Here is an 18,139-nt window from a genome sequence, read left to right on the forward strand (position 1 = left end):
AGCGTCGCTCCAGATCCCAGGCTTGACGTGGTTCAGGCGACGAGGAAGGCGATGCCGATCTCGCGATGGGGCGTGTAGCGGATCTCATATCCGGTCAGCACGGCCAGCTGCTCTTCCGATTCCGGAGAGAAAAACAGGCCGAGCGAGATCTTCCTGGCGCCCCCCAGCCCCAGCCGCATCGGACCGTTCAGCTTCCAGGTGTCGTACCGCAGGCCGTCGATGAAGCCGGCCCAGTTGCGGAGCGACTCGCACTTCATCTCGACCACGATCTCGTCCGAGGACGGGTTTTCGAAAGGGTTGTTGACCAGGAAGTCGGCGCGCGCCCGGTCGGGATAGACATAGGCTTCGCGCTCGATCCAGGCGTCCTGGACATTGGCGTTGATGTGGCCGGCGATTTCGGCCTGGGCCCAGGCCTCCCAACCGCCGGCGAGCGGCCAGACCAGGCGGATTCGATTGACGTTGGCGCTGGCCCATTGGGTGACCAGATCCATGAAGTTGGCGGTGGAGATCGGCATAGGTGTCGCTTCCGCATTGGCGCTCGCCGGTCGGGCGACGCCGGAGAAGGGCGCGGTGGCTGAGGGACGGACCGAACGGCCTTCGACCATACGACCGAGCAACAACAGGTTGAGCGCTCTCGACATGATGGGATGCTCCCGGTCCCGATTGCACGGTCTGGCCCACCACTCCCGCGTCAGAGCCGCGCCCCGAAAGACTGCGACGCGAGCGGTGGCGTCCCGCACACCCGACGTGGCCGACGGCGTCTTGTGAAACTTGAGCGCGCATTTTCAGCAGGCGCGCCGAGCGATGGAGAAATCAACCAAAGGTGGTTCACGAGTTGGCCGCTCGACCGTCAAGTCCGTGAGGTCGCGCTTCAGCGGGGCGAGGCGACCTTCCTCAAAACGGGCCTCGATCCAACGGGTAAGGAGAGAACTGATGGCTATTCCAACTCCGGTGAACGGTCAGATCACCGACGCTGTAACCCAGGCCAATGTGAAGGTCCTGGGCGACGCCCCGGCCATGGCCATGGGCGCGATCTACCAGTCGCTGGCCCATTCCACGGGCATTCTGTACGAAAACGCCGCTTCGTCGCAGCAGCAGCTGGCGATCGCGGCGCAGGCCGCCACCAACCAGGGCGTCATCCAGATCTACAGCGTGGACACCATGGCCGGGGCCGTGGCGACCTCGAAGATCGCCCAGTCCGACACCCCCGACAATATGCTGTCCCTGCTGACCGCCCTGCGCGCCGTCGGCCCCGGCGCCGGCGTCTCCTGACGCTTCACCCTCGCACTGAAAGAAGGATTTGAGACATGGCGCTTCCCACTCCCGTCAACGGCATGATCACCGACGCCGTCACCCAGGCCAACGTCAAGGTTCTGGGCGACGCCCCGGCCATGGCCATGGGCGCGATCTACCAGTCGCTCGCCCACTCGACCGGCATTCTCTACGAGAACGCCGCCTCCTCGCAGCAGCAGCTGGCGATCGCCGGACAGGCCGCGACCAACCAGGGCGTGATCCAGATCTACAGCGTGGACACCATGGCCGGCGCCGTGGCGGCCAGCAAGATCAGCCAGTCGGACACCCCCGACAATCTGCTGTCGCTGCTCACGGCCCTGCGCGCCACCCAGGTCTGAGGACCGGCCGACGGGCGACGCGGCCGGCGAGCGTCGACTGTCGTAATCCGCCATCGTTGCGGTCGGGCCCCGGCGCCCGCCGCGCCACCCTTGGGAGGACGACGTGTCCGAGGCCAGCAACAAGAGCGGCGGCGCCGACAAGGGCTCGCCCAACCTCGGCGACTATGAGGACATCCTCAAGCTCGCCCTGGAGCTCAGCCGCAATCCGGCCACCGCGCCGATCGCCGATTCGGTGGCCAGCACCTTGCTGACGGTCATCGGCTCGGGCCCCAGCTTTGCGGCGATGCAGAGCCTTGTCGCCGCCAATCAGGCCAGCGGGCTGATGTACCACAACGCTGTGGCCCATCAGCAGACGACCAACATCCTGGGCATGGTGGCGACGATGAACTGCGTCAACGCCCTGATGGACAAGCCGTCCTTCGTGCCCTGGCCAGACATCAATCCGCGTCGAGAGGAGCCGTTCGAATGACGCAGGAGGAGACGCGATCGCCGGACCTGCGGGGTTCGGCCGCCTGCCGGGATGACCTTCTGGTGCTGTGCGGCGGGGCGGGGGTCTGCAACGCCAGCCTGATCACCATCATGGCCTCGGCCGACGCCTTCGCCGCGCGCCTGGCGGCGTCCAGCCAACACGCGGCCGAACTGTCGACCCTGCAACTGCGGCAGCTGGCGACCAGCCTGGCCGAGATGCAGCCGATGCGCGCCGCCCGCGCGGCGGACATGGGCGTCCGCGCCGTTTCGCAGACCCATGCTCAGGCGCCGTCGCCCATGTACGGCGCGCCCGTCGTCACCTGACCATCTGGAAGAGGGGGAAGGCTCATGACCGACACGGTCAATGCACAGATCACCGACGCCGTGACCCAGACCAACGTCAAGGTTCTGGGCGAAGGTCCGGCGGAGGCTGTGGCGATCGCCGTTCAGGCGGTGGCCCACGCCACCAGCCTGTCGGTGGAGAACGCCAGCCAGGCCCAGGGCGGCATGCAGCAGATCAACAATGCGGCGGTGGGCGCCCTGATCGCCAAGATTCTCGAAATCCCGGTGGCCTGAGTCATGGCCTATTCGCCCGCCGTCAACAGCCGGATCACCGATGCGGTGACGCAACAGAACATGATGGTTCTGGGCTCTGCGTCGACGGTGGCCATGGGGTCGATCTACCAGAGCGCCGCCCATTCGACGGCCATCGTCTTCCAGAACGCGGTTCAGGCCCAACGCCAGGCCTCCATCTGCGCCCAGGCGGCGACCAACCAGGGGGTGATGCAGGTCTATGAGATGGGCGGCCTCGTCTCGGCGGCGGCCACCGCTCGGATTGCGGCGCGCCCGCCCGCCTCAAACACGCTGGAAACCGCCGTGATGCTGCTCGTCGCTCTCAAAATGCTGAAACTCTAGATTTGTCAGGATCTGAACCATGGCCGCCGATACGCCCGTCAATTCTCAGGTCACGGACGCCGTCACCCAGACCAACGTCAAGGTGCTGGGCGAGGCGCCGGCCCAGTCCATGGCCCTGGTCTATCAGAGCATGGCTCACTCGATTTCCCTGGCCATGCAGAACGCCCAGCAGGCGCAGGGCGGGCTGCAACAGATCGGCAACGCCGTCACCTCCAGCGCCGTCACCATGATCATGAACGCCGCGCACAAATAGCGCCGGGCCCTCCTGAAACGAAAGCAGCAGCGCCGTGAGCGAACCCGCCGTCAACAGCCAGATCAAGGACGCCGTCCAGACCTCGACCAACTGGGCCATGGGTTTTGCGCCCCTGGAGGCGGGCACGCCGTCCAGCGCCAGCCGCGTCTCCGCCGGCGGGGCCATAGCCTACGACAAGGCCACCCAGGCCGCAGCCTTGGCGGTTCAGGACGCGGCCGATTACCAGCGCAATGCGATGTCGATCAGCACCACCGTCCAAGGCAAGGCGATGGCGATGATGCTGGCCTCCGGCGGCCTGAACGAACCGGCCCTGGTCGCCTACGCCATGGCCCTGGTCAGCGCGTTCGCCGCCCCCATCGCAGCCGGTCTGGCGGCGGAGTCCGTCACCAAGGCCGTCGAGAGCTTCCCCAAGAACTGAAGCCAAACAAAGGAGACTATCGTGAGCCGACTGACCCTGTCCGCAAAGAGCGACGCCCAGGCCGTGACTCAGGAAGCGGAAGCCCTGGAATGGGAGACGCAGCGCGCTATGGAAGACTGGAGCGAGGAGGCGGGCGAGGGCTTGTCGCGACCGTCCTTCGCCGCCAGCCAGGAACGCTACCTGGACCTGCGCCGCGCGTCGGAAACGGTCGTGGCCATCCTCTATCAGATGCAGGAGCCGCTTCTCGACGACCCCTACGCCTCATGGGCCGCCAAGCTGATGGTCAAGGCCAAGGGCCTGCTGACCGATATTGAGGAAGGCGAATTGGTCGCCAAGACCACCTTCGTCCCGGCGTCCGGCGACAAGGACTGAGGCGACCTATGACGAACGATGACGCCGGCGTCGAGCCGGGCGCGCCCCCGGCGCCGGCGCGCGATCCCATTGTTCTGGCGGCGCAACAGATGGTGATCGAAATGTTCAACCTGGCCAGCGCTCAGCTGCCGGATCTTCTGAAGCTGCAGGATCCGGCGGCCGGTCAGGTGGCCAAGTTCAGCGAGGAGATGATCAACCAGCTGAAGGGACAGGTCGAGCGCGCCCTGGGCCTGCCCGCCGCCGATAAGGACAAGACCTCGTGACAGAAGGGGCGGGCCAGCATCTGTATGACGCCGTCTCGGCGCAGAAGCACCAGGTCGTCGACAGTTTCGCCGATCAACGCGAACAGTTGAGGAAGGCCGTGGCGGACCAGCGCTTGGCGGCCATGCCGGAGGAGATGCGCCGCGCGGCGCTTGGGCCGTCCGCCCAGGTCAGTCGCGAGATCGTCGATGCCCTGCGGGCGATCATTGCGCAGGAGGTGACGCGACAGCTGGATCTCGCCATCTGCGCGATGCTGGCGCGCGCGGCCAAGACAGAAGAGGGTGCGGCTCTATCGGCCGAGGCGACGCACAGCTGATCTGATTTCCCTCGAATTCGGATCGCACGCTTCACAAAACTCCGGGAAACCCGTTTAAGTTGTATTCACGGGGGTGATGGGGCGGCGACGTCGCATAGACGGCGGGCGGCGCTTCTCCGCCAAGGTCGGATCGGCGCGTCGGCGCCCGACGTCAGCCCGATGGGACAGAGGGGTCGGGAAGATGAATGTTGTCCGCCTGTTTCCAGAAAAGGAAACCCAGGAGATCGAACAGATCTCCAAATCGCCGGCCCGAACCGAACGAGGCTTGCGTCGGGGATTAAGACCGGCCCAGCCTTCGCCGGTGGATGTTCTGGCCAGGGCGGCTGGAGGGCGGCGCGCCGGTTCGCCGCTGACGCCGACGGAGGTCATCGCGCGATCCCTGGAGCGGCCGGCCTCCATGGATCGGTTCTGGGCCATCTGGATGGCGCATCAGACAGCCCTGCGGCAGAGAAGCCTTCGTCTGTCCGGCGGAAATCGCGCCGACGCCGAGGATGCGCTGAGCGCCGCCATGGTGCGGGCCGCCCAGGCTTTTCAGCGGCAACCGGTGGAGAATCCCCGAGCTTGGCTGGTGCGTATACTGCACAACACCTGCATGGACCTGCATCGCCACAACGCCAATCGGATCCCTATACAGACAGAGGACGCCGATCTGCCGCCGCCGACTGCGGCGGCCTGGGTCAGGGCGGCGCCGTCGCCGGAAGAGGCCCTGTCGCAACAAGAGCGAGACGCCGCCTGGGACAAGGCGATGAACGCCTTGCCGGCCGCCCTGGTCGAACCCTTGCGGCTTCACCTGGACGATTGGGGAGATGATCGGATCGCCGCACATCTGAACATCAGCCGCGAACTGGTTCGAAAACGACGACAACTCGCCAAGAACCGTCTGCGCCTGTTGCTGGACCTCTAGGCGGGCGTATCGACTAGCACCGCCGGCGACAGGGGCGCGCCTGTGGCCTCTGCCACCAGTTCGGCCGTGCGCGCTTCGATCACGGCTTCAAGGCGCGCCAGGAATTCGTCCTTGTCCAGGCCGACTGGAATGGGGTCCAGAAACTCGAGGGTGGCCGTGCCGGGATGCTTCTCGTACTTCTCTTCGGGCCAGAAGAGGCCGAGGTTGGTGGCCAGCGGCACGACCGGCATGTCGAAGTCGCGATACATATGCCAGACGCCTGAGCGATAGCGGTATTTCTGTCCGACCGGGGCGAGGTGACCTTCAGGATAGATCAGGATCTTGCGGTTTTCAGCCCTGGCCTGGGCGGCGCGGGTTGCGAGCGCCTGGCGCGCTTCGTGGCCGCCGCAGCTGTTGACGACGATGGCGCCCAGTTTTTTCAGAACGCCGCCGAGCAGGGGAAATTTTTCCAGGTGGTCGCCGGTGACGAAAGCCAGATCGTCGAACTGATCATAGGTCGCGAAGCCGTCGCCCCAGCTCTGGTGCTTGGAGGCGATGATGAAGGCGCCTTCAGGCAGCCGTTCCTTGCCCCGCACGTCCAGGCGGATGCCGGCGAAAAGGGCCATGGCCTGCACCATGCGTCGGACGTAGCGGCGGATGACCCAGCCAGTCGGGCCCCGCCCGGGGGCAAGCGCCGCGAAGGCGGCGGCCAAGCCATAGGCGATCGAGAGAATCCAGTAGGCGACGTTGAATGAAAAGCTGCGCATGGATCGATTATTGCGCAGCTGGCCGCGATGTCATGCCCTCAAGCCGCGTTTTCGAGGGCGGGCGCCCGCGTGACGCGATTGCGACCCCCGCGCTTGGAGGCGTAAAGCGCCGCGTCCGCGCGCTCCAGAAGGGCGGCGGGGCTTTCTCCCGGCCGATAGTCGGCAAAGCCGGCCGAAAGCGTCACCTTGCCCAGATCGTCGTTGGTCGAGCGACGCCGCAAGGCTCGGGACGCGACCTCTTCGCGGATGGTCTCCAGCGCCGCCAGAACCGTCCCCGCACCCTCGCCGGGGAAAAGGATGGCGAACTCTTCACCGCCGAAGCGGGCGACGAAGCGATTTCCGCCGCTGAAGCGAGACAGGACGGTCGAGACATAGCGCAAAACCTGGTCGCCCGTCTGATGGCCCCAAGTGTCGTTGAACCGTTTGAAGTGGTCGATGTCGATGATCGCCAGGATCAGCGGCGCATCGCCAGACGCACAGGACTGTTCCAACCGCTCGTCGAAGGCCTTGCGGTTGGCCAGGCTGGTCAGGGCGTCGGTCATCGCTTCGCGCCGGACCTCTTCCAGATGCTCGCGCAGTCGCGCGATTTCCTTGTTGGAGGTCTCCAGTCGCTTTTCCAGCACGGCGGTTTCGCGCCGCGCGCGTTTGGTCGCCGTCGACAGGCCGCCGACCAGCGCTTTCAGCGGCGAGGCGGCGTCGGCGGCTTCAATAGTGTTGGACGCATCCGCCAGGGTGTCGCCATAGTCCGCCTGGGTCTTATGGGCCTTGGCGATGGCGTTGGCGACGCTGGCCAGTTCCCGGTCCAGCACGGCGCCGGCGTCGCGAATCTGCTCCGACAAGCGGCCGCGCGGCAGGAATTCTGCGGCGAGCCGCTCGGACACCTCGTCCGATATGATTGCCGACGCGGCCAGGAGCCGGTCGATCTCGCAGGCGAGCGGGCTCTCGCGGTCGTCAAGGTAATGAAGCCAGAGCTCGAAGTTCAGTCGGGTCGGCCAGACGCCGGCCTTTTCCATCTCGTCGATGACATGGTGCGCGAAGGCGTAAGCCTGAGGCCCTCTGACCGTCGTCTCCAGCTCGGCCGTCATTCTACGCTCCAACCCCCTTCTAGAGTTTCGCTGACATTAGGTGTCCATCCGTAACACCGGGTAAACAGCAGGAGGGGAGAGGGCGTAAATCAGCGGGGATCAGCCGTGAATGATCACCGGTCGGCGTAGGAAGGCGGGTATGTCGTCGCCGAAACCCTTGACGCCGGTCCGCTCGCGCTCCTCCGGCCGGCGTTCGCCGCGGCGATCGGACTGGCGCAGTTGAGGCTCGCGTTCAGCACGGGCGGGACGATCCGAATCGGCAGAAACCGGCTCGGAGAGGGTCGCCTCGACCGCTGGCTGAGGCGCGGCCTCCGGCTTGGTCTTGCGGCGGCTGCGAGAGCGGGCCGGAGCCTCGGCGGTCTGCGCTTCGGTCGGGATTTCCGCCGACGCCGCGACGGCCTGTTCCGTCTTGTCCGTTGATCGCGCCCGGCCGCGGCCGGTTCTTTCGCGCCCGCCCTTGTCATCGCGTTGGGCGGGCTTCTTGGTCGTGTCGAAATCGACACCGTCCAGGACCAACTCCTCCGGCTCCTTCTTGATCAGCTTGAGCACCTTATCCAACGACTTGTCGTCGGCCGGTGTCACGATCATGAAGGCCTGTCCCAGACGGCCGGCCCGACCCGTGCGGCCGATGCGGTGCACATAGTCGTCGGCGTGGTGCGAGACGTCGTAGTTGAAGACGTGGCTGACGTCGGGAATGTCCAGACCGCGCGCGGCGACGTCGGACGCCACCAGGATCTTAAGCGCGCCCGAGCGGAAATCGGCCAATGTCTTCATCCGGTGCGACTGATCCAGGTCGCCGTGAATGGGGGCGGCGTCAAATCCGTGTTTTTTCAAGGATTTGGCGACGATATCGACCTCGGATTTGCGGTTGCAGAAGACGATGCCGTTGCGCACGTCGGCGCGACCGATCAGGGCGCGCAGGGCGGCGCGCTTGGCCTTGGGGTCTGAGGTGGGGATGCGGACGAGATACTGGGTGATGGTGTCGGCGGTCATCGCCGGACGCGAGGCCTCGATCCGTGTCGGGTCCTTGAGGAAGGCGGTCGTCAGCCGGGTGATCTCGGGCGGCATGGTGGCCGAGAAGAACAGGGTCTGGCGACGCGGCGGCGTCAGTTTGAAGATCCGCTCGATGTCGGGAATGAAGCCCATGTCGAGCATGCGGTCGGCTTCGTCCACGACCATGATCTCGACGCCCGTCAGCAGCATCTTGCCGCGTTCGAACAGGTCGAGCAGACGGCCGGGCGTGGCGATCAGGACGTCGACGCCCTTGTTCAGCGCCGCCACCTGGTCGCCCATGGAGACGCCGCCGATCAGCAGCACCCAGCTCAGCTTGGTGCCCTTGGCGTATTTGGCGAAGCTTTCTGCGACCTGGTCGGCCAGTTCGCGGGTCGGGGCCAGGACAATGGCGCGCGGCATCCGGGCGCGGGCGCGGCCGGAGGCCAGGCGCTCGACCAGGGGCAGGGTGAAGGCGGCGGTCTTGCCCGTGCCGGTCTGGGCGATGCCCAGGACGTCTCGGCCGGCGAGGGCGACGGGGATCGCCTGTTCCTGAATGGGGGTGGCGGTCGTATAGCCGGTGTCGGCGACCGCTTGCAGGGTCGTGGGCGAAAGGCCCAGTTGGGTAAATTCTGTCATGAATCCTTGGGACGAAAAGCGTCTGCGTGCATAGCAGCGACGGAACCGCCCCTCTTTGGGCGAGCGGGCGGCGCGGATCGCAGACCTGTCCCGAGGCTGGGGGCGATATAGAAGCCCCTCCGACAAAGTCAAGTATTCTCGCTATTTCGGCCCGCTGCGACGGAATAAATTCCCATGGCCACGTTGGAGGTCGCTTGACTCTTCGTGGCCTGAAGGAGGCATATAAGAGAACAAAAGGAGAACTGTTGTGCGGTCCCGCCGCAAGATCGAAGCCCTGCGCCAACATCTGAAAACCCTGGAGGCAGCCGGTCATCCAGTGGATGACGCGCGCTTCGATCTCGGACTGGAGGCGGCTGACCGGCATCTAGGCGGGCTGGCGACCCATGCGCTGCACGAGGTTTACGCCGCGACTACGCCTGATGCGACAGCGGCCCTGGGGTTCGCTCTGGGACTGGTCCGCCGGACGGCGGGCGATCGACCTGTGGTCTGGGGCGTCCAGGCCATGGCCGAACTGGAGACGGGGCGGATCTATGGGGCGGGCCTGCGCGAACTGGGGCTGGATCCCGGCCGGCTGGTGCTGGTGCGGGTCAAGGAGACGAAGGAGCTGCTGGCGGCGGGAGAGGAAGCCCTGGCCGGTGGAGCCGTGGGAGCGGTGCTGCTGACAGCCTGGGGCGAGAGCAAGGTGCTGAGCCTGACCGCCACGCGTCGCCTGTCGATGGCGGCAGGGCAGGGACGGGCGACTGCACTCCTGACCCGGTTGGCGGCCCAGCCCCAGCCCAGTGCAGCCGAAACGCGGTGGCGGATCAGGGGGGCTTTGTCGCGGGCGCTGGAAGCGGAGGCCCCTGGCCATCCGACCTATGCGGTCGAACTGTTGCGGCATCGGCTGGGCGCGCAGCCGAGAAGCTGGATCATGGAGTGGGATCGTGAGCGCGGAGTCTTCGAACAGGGCGGGCAGAATGCCGGACATGAACAGCCGCAACGACCGGCGCTATCTGGCGGTCTGGTTTCCCCTGCTGCCGACAGATCGGCTGAGGCGCGAGAAGAGGGGCTCAGACGCTACGGCTGAACCAGCCACCGTGTTGGTGGAAAAGGTGAAGGGCGCGCTCCGTTTGGCTGCTGCAAATGGTTCCGCCCTGGCTCTGGGTCTGTCGCCGGGCATGACTCTGGCGGACGCGCGGGCGCGGGCGCCGAATATCCGCGTGGCGCCGCATCGGCCCGAGGCGGACACGGCCCTGTTGAGACGGGTGCTGCTGGATTTCGGACGTTTCACCCCGATGGCGGCGACCGACGGGCCGGACGGCCTGGCGCTGGATGTGACCGGTTGCGCCCACCTGTTCGGGGGTGAAGAAGGACTGGTCCGGGCGGTCGCGGCGCGGGCTGAGGGCGTGGGTCTGGCGACGCGCCTGGCCCTGGCCGGCACGCCTGAGGCGGCGCGGGCCCTGGCCCGCTTCGGGCGGGGCGGAATCTATCAGGGCGCGGCGCAGAACCAGGCCCTGCGTCGCTTGCCGGTCGCGGCGCTGGAACTGTCGGACAAGGAGATCCAGGCCCTGTCGCGCGCGGGCCTGAAGACCCTGGCGCATCTGGCGGATCGCCCCACGGCGCCCATCGCCGCCCGGTTCGGGACGGCGGCGGCGACGCGGCTGAACCGGGTGTTGGGACGTGAAGACGTCCGCATCCGCCCCGAACGCCCCGTTCCTCTGATTTCCGTCGACCGGGTTCTGGTCGAGCCGATCACGGAGACAGCCGATGTCGAGGCGGTGATCGGCGACCTGCTGGTCGAGGCTATGGACCGGCTGGACCTGCGCGGTCAGGGCGGGCGCGCCTTTCAGGCCGGCTTTTTCCGCCTGGACGGAGAGGTGCGCCACATCACCGTGCGGACGGGCCGCCCCAGTCGCGACGCGGCGGCTGTGCTGCGCCTGTTTCGCGAACGGCTGGCCAATCTGGCGCGACCACTGGAGCCCGGTTTCGGCTTCGACCAGATGCGTCTGTCCGTAACGGTCGCCGATCGCCTGGCCTCGCGCCAGAGGGGATTTGAGGCCGCCCCGTCGACCGCTGAAGATCTGGGGCGACTGATCGACCGGCTGACGGCGCGCCTGGGACCGGAGGCGGTCAGCCGGTTCGAGCCGATAGAGTCGCACTGGCCCGAACGCGCCGTCCGCCTGAGCCCGGCGGCACATGCCCTGGCCGAGATCGTCGCCTGGCCCGAACCGGACCCGGCCGACCCGCCGCTGCGGCCGTTGCAGATGTTCGATCCGCCCCAGCCGGTTCTGGCCACGGCGGAAGTGCCCGATCATCCGCCGAACCGCTTCATCTGGCGGCGGGTGGACCACCGGCTGGTCCGGGTCGAAGGGCCCGAACGCCTCGCGCCCGAATGGTGGCGCAGGTTGCAGGCCCCCCAGGAGCCGACGCGCGACTATTACCGGGTCGAGGACCAGGAGGGGCGGCGCTTCTGGCTGTTCCGTTCCGGCTTCTACGGCGAGGAACCGGCCCCGCGCTGGTTCCTGCACGGGATCTTCGCATGACCGCCTATGCTGAGCTGGCGACGCGCAGCAACTTCTCCTTTCTGGAAGGGGCGTCGCATCCGAAGGAGCTGGTGCTGGCTTCGATCCTGCTCGGCCATACCGGCATGGGGCTGGCTGATCGCAACAGTCTGGCAGGGGTGGTCCGGGCGTGGAGTGCGCTGAAGGCCTTAAGGGAGGAGGGGTTGTCTCCCCCAGAGAAGGTGCGCGAGGGCGGCGGTCCGGGCGAGGTCGGCTGGGTCGAGGATCCGATGAACGACCCGGCCCTCAGCGACCGGGTCAAGCAGCGCGCCCAGGCCTTCAAACTGGTTCTCGGCGCCCGGCTTCGCTTCAATGACGGCGCGCCGGACATTCTGGCCTATCCGGAGGATCGCCGGGGCTGGGCGCGCCTGTGTCGCCTGCTGACCCTGGGCAACAGCCGGGCCAGGAAAGGTCAATGCGAGATCGGCCTGCACGACCTGTGCGCGGCGACCGAGGGATTGCTGCTGATCGTCATGCCGCCGCCTCGTCTGGAAGGCTTGGAGGCCGTGCTGGCGCGGGTGGTCGCGGCGGCGCCGGGCGCGGTCTGGGCGGGGGCGGCCATGACCCGTTCCGGCGACGACCGGCGGCGCCTGACGCGGCTTAAGGCGATGGCGAAGCGGACAGGCGCCACCCTGCTGGCGGTCAATGACGTCCTGTATCATGAGGCCGGACAGCGCGACCTTCAGGATGTCCTGACCTGTATCCGCGAAGGCGTGACTCTGGAGACGGCAGGGCGATGGCTGGAAGAGAACGCCGAGCGCCGCCTGAAGCCCCCCAGGGAAATGGCCCGCCTGTTCGCCGATGTGCCAGAGGCGGTGGCGGAGACGCAGAATATGCTGGCGCGGGTGAGGTTCGACCTTGAGGATCTTCGCTACAACTATCCCGAGGAGCCGATCCCGCCGGGGTGGTCGTCACAGGACTGGCTGGCGCACCTGGTCGATCGAAACCTGGACCAGAAATATCCGCAGGGTGCGCCTCAGAAGGTGCGCGATGATCTCGACAAGGAGCTCGCCTACATCCGGGAGCGCGATCTGGCGCCCTATTTCCTGACCATCCACGACATTGTCCAGGTCGCGAACGACAAGGGCATCCTGTGTCAGGGACGAGGATCTGCGGCGAATTCGGCCGTCTGCTATGTGCTGGGGATCACCTCGGTCGATCCCGGCCAGCATGATCTTCTGTTCGAACGCTTCCTGTCGGCCGATCGAAACGAGCCGCCGGATATCGACGTCGATTTCGAACATGAGCGACGCGAGGAGATCATTCAGCACATCTACGACCGGTATGGTCGGCACAGGGCGGGCCTAGCGGCGACGGTCATCCGTTACCGGCCGCGCAGCGCCATTCGCGAGGTCGGCAAGGTCCTGGGCCTGACCGAGGACGTCACGGCGCGGCTGGCCGGCAGTCAGTGGGGCAGTTTCGGCAGCGACATGACCGAGCGTCATGTCGCGCAGGCCGGGCTTGAGGCCGCCAACCCGCAGATCGCGCGCGCCGTCGCCATGACGCGGCGGCTGCTGGGCTTCCCGCGTCACCTGTCACAGCACGTCGGAGGCTTCGTCCTGACCCAGGACCGGCTGGACGAGCTCGTGCCCATCGGCAATGCGGCCATGCCGGACCGGACCTTCATCGAATGGGACAAGGACGACATCGACGCCCTGGGGTTGATGAAGGTCGATATTCTGGCGCTGGGGATGCTGACCTGTATCGCCAAGGCGTTCGAGTTGATGCGGTCGCTGGGGGTGGCGGACCTGCGGCTGGATACGGTTCCCGACGAGGATCCGGCCGTCTACCGCATGCTTCAGGAAGGACGGTCCATCGGGGTCTTTCAGGTGGAGAGCCGGGCGCAGATCAACATGTTGCCGAGGCTGAAACCCGCGACCTTCTATGATCTGGCCATTCAGGTGGCGATCGTCCGGCCGGGACCGATCCAGGGCGACATGGTGCATCCCTATCTGCGTCGACGCCAAGGTCTGGAGGCGCCGGACTACGCCCGACCCGGCCCGCCGCACGATCCGGACGAGCTGAAGAAGGTGCTCAAAAAGACCCTGGGCGTGCCCCTGTTTCAGGAGCAGGCGATGAAGGTCGCCATGGTGGCGGCCGAGTTCACCTCGGCCGAGGCCAATGGTCTGCGCAAGGCGATGGGCACCTTTCGAGGCGACGGGACGCTCTGGAAGTACGAGGCGCGAATGGTCGGTCGGATGATCGCCCGCGGTTACGATCCCGCCTTTGCGCAAAGATGTTTCGAGCAGATCAAGGGCTTTGGTTCGTACGGCTTTCCCGAGAGCCACGCGGTGTCGTTCGCCAGGCTGGTCTACATCTCGTCCTGGATCAAATGTCATCACCCGGCGGTGTTCGCCTGTGCGCTGCTGAACAGCCAGCCGATGGGCTTCTACGCCCCGGCCCAACTGGTGCGGGATGCGCAGGAAAGTCCCCAGAAGGTCGAGGTGCGGCCGATCGACGTGAACCACAGCCTCTGGGACAATAGGCTGGAGCCGACGGCGCGGGGGGCGGACTATCCGGCCTTACGGTTGGGGATGCGGCAGATCGACGGGTTCAAGGAAGTCTGGGCGGATCGGATCGTCGCGGCGCGCGAGGTCCCCTTCGTCGATGTGGAGGAGATGGCGCGGCGGACGGGTCTGGAGGCGGCCGCGATGCGGAAGCTGGCGGATGCGGACGCGTTTCGATCGATGGGGCTGGATCGACGCGAGGGGCTGTGGGCGGTCAGACGCTTGCCGGACGACGAGCCCCTGCCGCTGTTCCAGGCGGCGCGGGCGCGGGAGCTGGGCGTCGAGGCGGCGGCGAACCTGCCCTTGATGCCGTTGAAGGAGCATATCGCCACCGACTATCAGACGACGCGTCTGTCGCTGAAGGGGCACCCGATGCAGATCCTGCGGCCGATGTTCGACGCGGAGCGGGTGCTGAGCGCCGAGGCGGTCTACGCCAAGAGGCACGGGGCGCTGGTGAAGACGGCGGGGGTGGTGCTGGTGCGCCAGAGACCCGGCACGGGCAACGCCGTCTTCGTGACCCTGGAGGACGAGACCGGGGTGGTGAACATCCTGCTGTGGGCGCGGCTGTTCGAGACTTTCCGGCGTGAGGTCATGGCCGCGCGGCTGATGGAGGTGGAGGGCACGGTCGAAAAGAGCGTCGAGGGCGTGCTGCACGTCATGGCCCGGCGGGTGATCGATCGTTCGGCCGAGCTGGGGCGGCTGTCCGAGGACTATGAGCTGCAGGTCGAGCTGTCGCGAGCGGATGCGGTCAAATATCCGCAAGGCCCGCGCAGCCCGACCGGCCGGCATCCGCGCGACGTCCGCATTCTGCCGGGGTCGCGCGACTTTCACTGACGGACGTCAGCAGACGGCGGGCGCCGCCGTCGGGGCTCGCTGCCGGGCCAGGAACAGGACCAGCAGCAGGCCAAGTCCGGAAGCGACCGCTCCGGCCAAGGACACGGCTGGATAACCCAGGCCTCCGGCGATGACCGCTCCGCCCACGGCCGCGCCGAGGGCGTTGCCGAGGTTGAAGGCGCCGATGTTCATGGCCGAGGCCAGGTTCGGCGCGTCGCCGGCGGCGGCCATGACCCGCACCTGCAGCGGCGGCACCAGGGCGAAACTGGCGATCCCCCACAAAAAGACCAGGATCGAGGTCGGGACCGCAAACGGCATGGCGACGGCGAAGGCGACCAGTATGGCGGACAGGGCGGCCAGGGTCACGATCAGGGTGCGGTCGACGGACTTGTCTGCGAACCTGCCGCCCAGCCAGTTGCCGAGCGTCAAGCCCAGCCCATAGGTCACCAGCATGGCGGTGACGAAGCCGAGCGAGGCGTGGGTCTGGTCGCGCAGGATCGGGGCGATATAGGTGAAGACGGTGAACATGGCGCTGGAGCCGATCACCGTCAGGGCCAGGGCCGCCAGCACGGGGCCGCGACTGAGGACGCGCAGCTCGGCGGCGATGTCTCCGCCGGTCGGGGCGGGGAGTTGGGGCAGGGTCAGGCGCAGGGCGGCCATGACCCCCACGCCGATGGCGGCGATGCCCCAGAAGCTGGCGCGCCAGCCCAGGGCCTCGCCGGCCCAGGTCGCCAGGGGCACGCCGACGACATTGGCTATGGTCAGGCCCATGAACATGGCGGCGACGGCGCCGGCCTGGCGATTCGGCGCGACAAGGCCGGCTGCCACGATCGAGCCGACGCCGAAGAAGGCGCCGTGGTTCAGCGAGGTGATGACCCGCGCGATCAGCAGCATCGCATAGTCGGTCGAGATCGCCGACAGCAGGTTGCCGACGGTGAAGACGGCGGCGAGACCGATCAGCAAGGCTCGGCGCGGCATACGGCCGGTCGTCAGGGTCATCAGAGGGGCGCCCAGCATGACGCCCAAGGCATAGGCGCTGATCAAAAGGCCAGCCGTGGGGATGGAGACGCCCAGGTCCGTGGCGATGACAGGCAACAGGCCCATCGGGGCGAACTCGGTCACGCCGATGCCGAAGGCCCCGGCTGCGAGGGCGAGGAGGGGAGGATTGAGTTTCATGGGGGGAGGAAACCTTCTGGACGGTCAGACCAGCGGCGGGTTCAGGCGGGCGAACCCCTCCTGCTGGCGATAGGGGGTGTAGGGATAGGACGGCAGGACGTCGCTGGCGGCGTCGAGGGCGGCGATCTGCTCCTGCGTCAGGCTCCAGCCGACGGCGCCTAGGTTCTGGCGCAACTGTTCCTCGTTGCGGGCGCCGATGATGACCGAGGCGACGGTCGGTCGTTGCAGCAGCCAGTTGATGGCGATCTGGGGCACGGCCTTGCCGGTCTCGGCCGCCACGGCGTCCAGTGCCTCGACGACACGGTACAGGTGCTCGTCGTCGACGGGCGGAGCGAAGGCGGCGGTCTGGTGCAGGCGGCTGCCGTCGGGAATGGGGGCGTCGCGGCGAATCTTGCCGGTCAGACGGCCCCAGCCCAGCGGGCTCCAGACCAGGGCGCCGACGCCCTGGTCTGCGCCGAGCGGCATCAGGTCGGCCTCATAGGCGCGGCCGATCAGGGAATAATAGACCTGGTGGGCGATGAAGCGGGGGCGGGCGTCACGCTGGGCCGCCGCCTGGGCCTTCATCAGGGCCCAACCGGGATAGTTGGACACGCCGGTGTGGCGGACCTTGCCCGAGGTCACGAGCATGTCCAGCGTGGCCAGAAGCTCTTCGACCGGGGTCGAGGCGTCGAAGGCGTGCAGTTGCAGCAGGTCGATATGGCCTGTGCCCAAGCGGCGCAGGGCGGCCTCGACCGCGCGGATCAGACGGTCGCGCGACACGCCCCAGTCCGCCGGACCGTCGCCGGTCGGCAGGCCGGTCTTGGTCGAGATCAGCACCTGGTCGCGCCGGCCCTTGATGGCCTCGCCCAGCACCTGTTCTGAGGCGCCGTCGGAATAGACGTCGGCGGTGTCGAACAGATTGACCCCGGCCTCCAGACAGATATCGACCAGGCGCCGGGCCTCGTCGGCGTCGCTGGCGCCCCAGGCGCCGAACAGCGGGCCGGAACCGCCGAAAGTGCCCGTGCCGAAGCTGAGGACCGGCACGCGCAGGCCCGATGATCCGAGTTGACGATATTCCATGACTTTCTTTCGCGACGTTGCCTCTGCTGGAACGCACAGATGGACGACGCGCCGCGCAGGGAGTAGGTAGGCCTCAGGCCAAAGATTTTTGATTTTGACGCAAAGATGCAGGCGAATAGGGCGGATCGAGCGCGGGAGATGGAGATCTTCGCCGCCGTGGCGCAGAGCGGCAGCTTTTCAGCGGCGGGGCGGTCCCTGAATCTGACGCCGTCGGCAGTCAGCCGGACCATTGACCGGATCGAGGCGCGACTGGGCGTGCGGCTTATGCTGCGGACCACGCGGGTTCTGACGCTGACGGCGGAAGGCCAGACCTATCTGGCGGCGGCGCGTCGCATTCTGGCCGATCTGGACGACGCTGAGCGGGTGGTCGCCGATCAGGGGGCGCCGCGCGGACGGGTCAGGGTCAGCGCGGCGCTAGCGCACGGCCGCCAGCGCGTCGTGCCGCTGCTGGGCGAGTTCGCTCGCCTGTATCCGCATATATTGATCGACTTCAATCTGACCGATGCCGTGGTGGATGTGGCGGCGGGGCAGGCCGATGTCGCCATCCGATTCGGACCGCTGGCCGACAGTCCGCTGACGGCGCGGCGTTTGGGCGAGACGGGGCGGACTATCGTCGCCTCGCCGGACTATCTGGCGCGACGGGGTACGCCCCAGGTCCCGGAGGACCTGCACGACCATGATTGTCTGAACTTCAACTTTCGCCGGGCCGAGCCGGTCTGGCCGTTCCGGCGCGACGGAAGAGACTACGCCCTGACGGTGAAGGGGCCGATCGAGGCAAATAACGGCGAGACTCTGACGCAACTGGCGCTGGCCGGGGTGGGGGTGACGCGGGTCGGCAGTTTCAGCGTAGCGGACGCGATCAAAAACGGGCGTCTGGTCCCGCTGCTTGAAGCCTTCAATCCCGGCGATCGGGAGCCGATCCACGCCGTCTTTGTCGGCGGCGCCCATATGCCGGCGCGGGTTAGGGTCTTCGTCGACTTCCTGGCAGACCGGCTGAGGTAGAAAAAATCGCCGGACGGAGCGAG

22 protein-coding genes are annotated in these 18,139 nt (G+C 67.1%); 16 read left to right on the plus strand and 6 right to left on the minus strand.

What is annotated here, in order from left to right; all coding sequences use genetic code 11:
• Positions 1-32 precede the first annotated feature (32 nt).
• Positions 33-641 (minus strand): hypothetical protein, encoded by a 609-nt coding sequence (locus AC1RKE_RS08990; RefSeq protein WP_348683406.1) that lies wholly within the window; start codon positions 639-641, stop codon positions 33-35.
• 292 nt (positions 642-933) lie between these two features.
• Between AC1RKE_RS08990 and AC1RKE_RS08995 the strand changes: the two genes are divergently transcribed.
• The 12 genes from AC1RKE_RS08995 to AC1RKE_RS09050 all read left to right on the plus strand — a co-directional run bounded on the left by AC1RKE_RS08995 (position 934) and on the right by AC1RKE_RS09050 (position 5,538).
• Positions 934-1,272: a RebB family R body protein gene (locus AC1RKE_RS08995; RefSeq protein WP_054765734.1), complete on the plus strand. Its 339-nt coding sequence runs from the start codon at positions 934-936 to the stop codon at positions 1,270-1,272.
• A 35-nt stretch (positions 1,273-1,307) separates the two neighbouring features.
• Positions 1,308-1,631, plus strand: a complete 324-nt coding sequence (locus AC1RKE_RS09000; protein WP_152950248.1) for a RebB family R body protein — start codon at positions 1,308-1,310, stop codon at positions 1,629-1,631.
• Between the two features lie 103 nt (positions 1,632-1,734).
• Positions 1,735-2,100 carry a RebB family R body protein gene (locus AC1RKE_RS09005; RefSeq protein WP_054765736.1) on the plus strand — a complete coding sequence of 122 codons (366 nt, stop codon included), beginning with the start codon at positions 1,735-1,737 and terminating at the stop codon, positions 2,098-2,100.
• Entirely contained in the window at positions 2,097-2,423 is a 327-nt protein-coding gene (locus AC1RKE_RS09010; protein ID WP_054765737.1) for a hypothetical protein, read from the plus strand. The genes AC1RKE_RS09005 and AC1RKE_RS09010 overlap by 4 nt, the downstream gene beginning before the upstream one ends.
• 24 nt (positions 2,424-2,447) lie before the next feature.
• A complete protein-coding gene (locus AC1RKE_RS09015) occupies positions 2,448-2,675 on the plus strand; it encodes a RebB family R body protein (protein ID WP_054765738.1) in 228 nt (75 codons plus the stop codon).
• 3 nt (positions 2,676-2,678) lie between these two features.
• On the plus strand, positions 2,679-3,014 hold the full coding sequence (locus AC1RKE_RS09020) for a RebB family R body protein (RefSeq protein ID WP_191555733.1): 336 nt from the start codon (positions 2,679-2,681) through the stop codon (positions 3,012-3,014).
• A 19-nt stretch (positions 3,015-3,033) separates the two neighbouring features.
• Entirely contained in the window at positions 3,034-3,267 is a 234-nt protein-coding gene (locus AC1RKE_RS09025; RefSeq protein WP_054765740.1) for a RebB family R body protein, read from the plus strand.
• A gap of 34 nt (positions 3,268-3,301) precedes the next feature.
• A complete protein-coding gene (locus AC1RKE_RS09030; RefSeq protein ID WP_348684553.1) occupies positions 3,302-3,685 on the plus strand; it encodes a hypothetical protein in 384 nt (127 codons plus the stop codon).
• Positions 3,686-3,706: 21 nt separating this feature from the next.
• Positions 3,707-4,057 (plus strand): hypothetical protein, encoded by a 351-nt coding sequence (locus tag AC1RKE_RS09035; protein ID WP_348684552.1) that lies wholly within the window; start codon positions 3,707-3,709, stop codon positions 4,055-4,057.
• 8 nt (positions 4,058-4,065) lie between these two features.
• Positions 4,066-4,320, plus strand: coding sequence for a hypothetical protein (locus tag AC1RKE_RS09040; RefSeq protein ID WP_228185682.1), 255 nt, complete (start codon positions 4,066-4,068; stop codon positions 4,318-4,320).
• On the plus strand, positions 4,317-4,634 hold the full coding sequence (locus tag AC1RKE_RS09045) for a hypothetical protein (RefSeq protein WP_348684551.1): 318 nt from the start codon (positions 4,317-4,319) through the stop codon (positions 4,632-4,634). Before AC1RKE_RS09040 ends, AC1RKE_RS09045 begins: the two co-directional genes overlap by 4 nt.
• A 181-nt stretch (positions 4,635-4,815) precedes the next feature.
• Entirely contained in the window at positions 4,816-5,538 is a 723-nt protein-coding gene (locus AC1RKE_RS09050) for an RNA polymerase sigma factor (protein WP_348684550.1), read from the plus strand.
• On the opposite strand, the gene AC1RKE_RS09055 is transcribed toward AC1RKE_RS09050, so the two are convergent.
• The 3 genes from AC1RKE_RS09055 to AC1RKE_RS09065 form a co-directional block, all read right to left on the minus strand.
• The gene (locus AC1RKE_RS09055; protein WP_054765746.1) at positions 5,535-6,284 is read right to left on the minus strand and encodes a lysophospholipid acyltransferase family protein; all 750 of its coding nucleotides are present in this window, start codon (positions 6,282-6,284) and stop codon (positions 5,535-5,537) included. The two genes, AC1RKE_RS09050 and AC1RKE_RS09055, sit on opposite strands and share 4 nt — an antisense overlap.
• 38 nt (positions 6,285-6,322) lie before the next feature.
• A complete protein-coding gene (locus AC1RKE_RS09060) occupies positions 6,323-7,369 on the minus strand; it encodes a GGDEF domain-containing protein (RefSeq protein ID WP_348684549.1) in 1,047 nt (348 codons plus the stop codon).
• A gap of 99 nt (positions 7,370-7,468) precedes the next feature.
• Complete coding sequence (locus AC1RKE_RS09065) at positions 7,469-8,998, minus strand: DEAD/DEAH box helicase (RefSeq protein ID WP_395942357.1); 1,530 nt, start codon at positions 8,996-8,998, stop codon at positions 7,469-7,471.
• 247 nt (positions 8,999-9,245) lie between these two features.
• Here AC1RKE_RS09065 and AC1RKE_RS09070 point away from each other — a divergent pair, with 247 nt between their 5' ends.
• Genes AC1RKE_RS09070 through AC1RKE_RS09080 form a run of 3 tightly spaced genes read left to right on the plus strand, consistent with a single transcriptional unit; the run spans position 9,246 to position 14,879 of the window.
• Entirely contained in the window at positions 9,246-10,064 is an 819-nt protein-coding gene (locus AC1RKE_RS09070) for an ImuA family protein (RefSeq protein WP_348685119.1), read from the plus strand.
• Complete coding sequence (locus AC1RKE_RS09075; RefSeq protein ID WP_348685121.1) at positions 9,964-11,520, plus strand: Y-family DNA polymerase; 1,557 nt, start codon at positions 9,964-9,966, stop codon at positions 11,518-11,520. Before AC1RKE_RS09070 ends, AC1RKE_RS09075 begins: the two co-directional genes overlap by 101 nt.
• Entirely contained in the window at positions 11,517-14,879 is a 3,363-nt protein-coding gene (locus tag AC1RKE_RS09080; protein WP_492896876.1) for an error-prone DNA polymerase, read from the plus strand. The genes AC1RKE_RS09075 and AC1RKE_RS09080 overlap by 4 nt, the downstream gene beginning before the upstream one ends.
• 6 nt (positions 14,880-14,885) lie before the next feature.
• Here the strand turns inward: AC1RKE_RS09080 and AC1RKE_RS09085 are convergent, their stop codons facing one another.
• Both AC1RKE_RS09085 and AC1RKE_RS09090 read right to left on the minus strand, forming a co-directional pair.
• Positions 14,886-16,055, minus strand: a complete 1,170-nt coding sequence (locus AC1RKE_RS09085; RefSeq protein ID WP_348684614.1) for an MFS transporter — start codon at positions 16,053-16,055, stop codon at positions 14,886-14,888.
• Positions 16,056-16,079: 24 nt separating this feature from the next.
• Positions 16,080-17,114 (minus strand): aldo/keto reductase, encoded by a 1,035-nt coding sequence (locus AC1RKE_RS09090; RefSeq protein ID WP_336967020.1) that lies wholly within the window; start codon positions 17,112-17,114, stop codon positions 16,080-16,082.
• Positions 17,115-17,252: 138 nt separating this feature from the next.
• Between AC1RKE_RS09090 and AC1RKE_RS09095 the strand changes: the two genes are divergently transcribed.
• Positions 17,253-18,116 carry a LysR family transcriptional regulator gene (locus tag AC1RKE_RS09095; protein ID WP_395942054.1) on the plus strand — a complete coding sequence of 288 codons (864 nt, stop codon included), beginning with the start codon at positions 17,253-17,255 and terminating at the stop codon, positions 18,114-18,116.
• Positions 18,117-18,139 lie beyond the last annotated feature (23 nt).

This window comes from Brevundimonas sp. GW822-FHT03E11 (assembly GCF_058801445.1).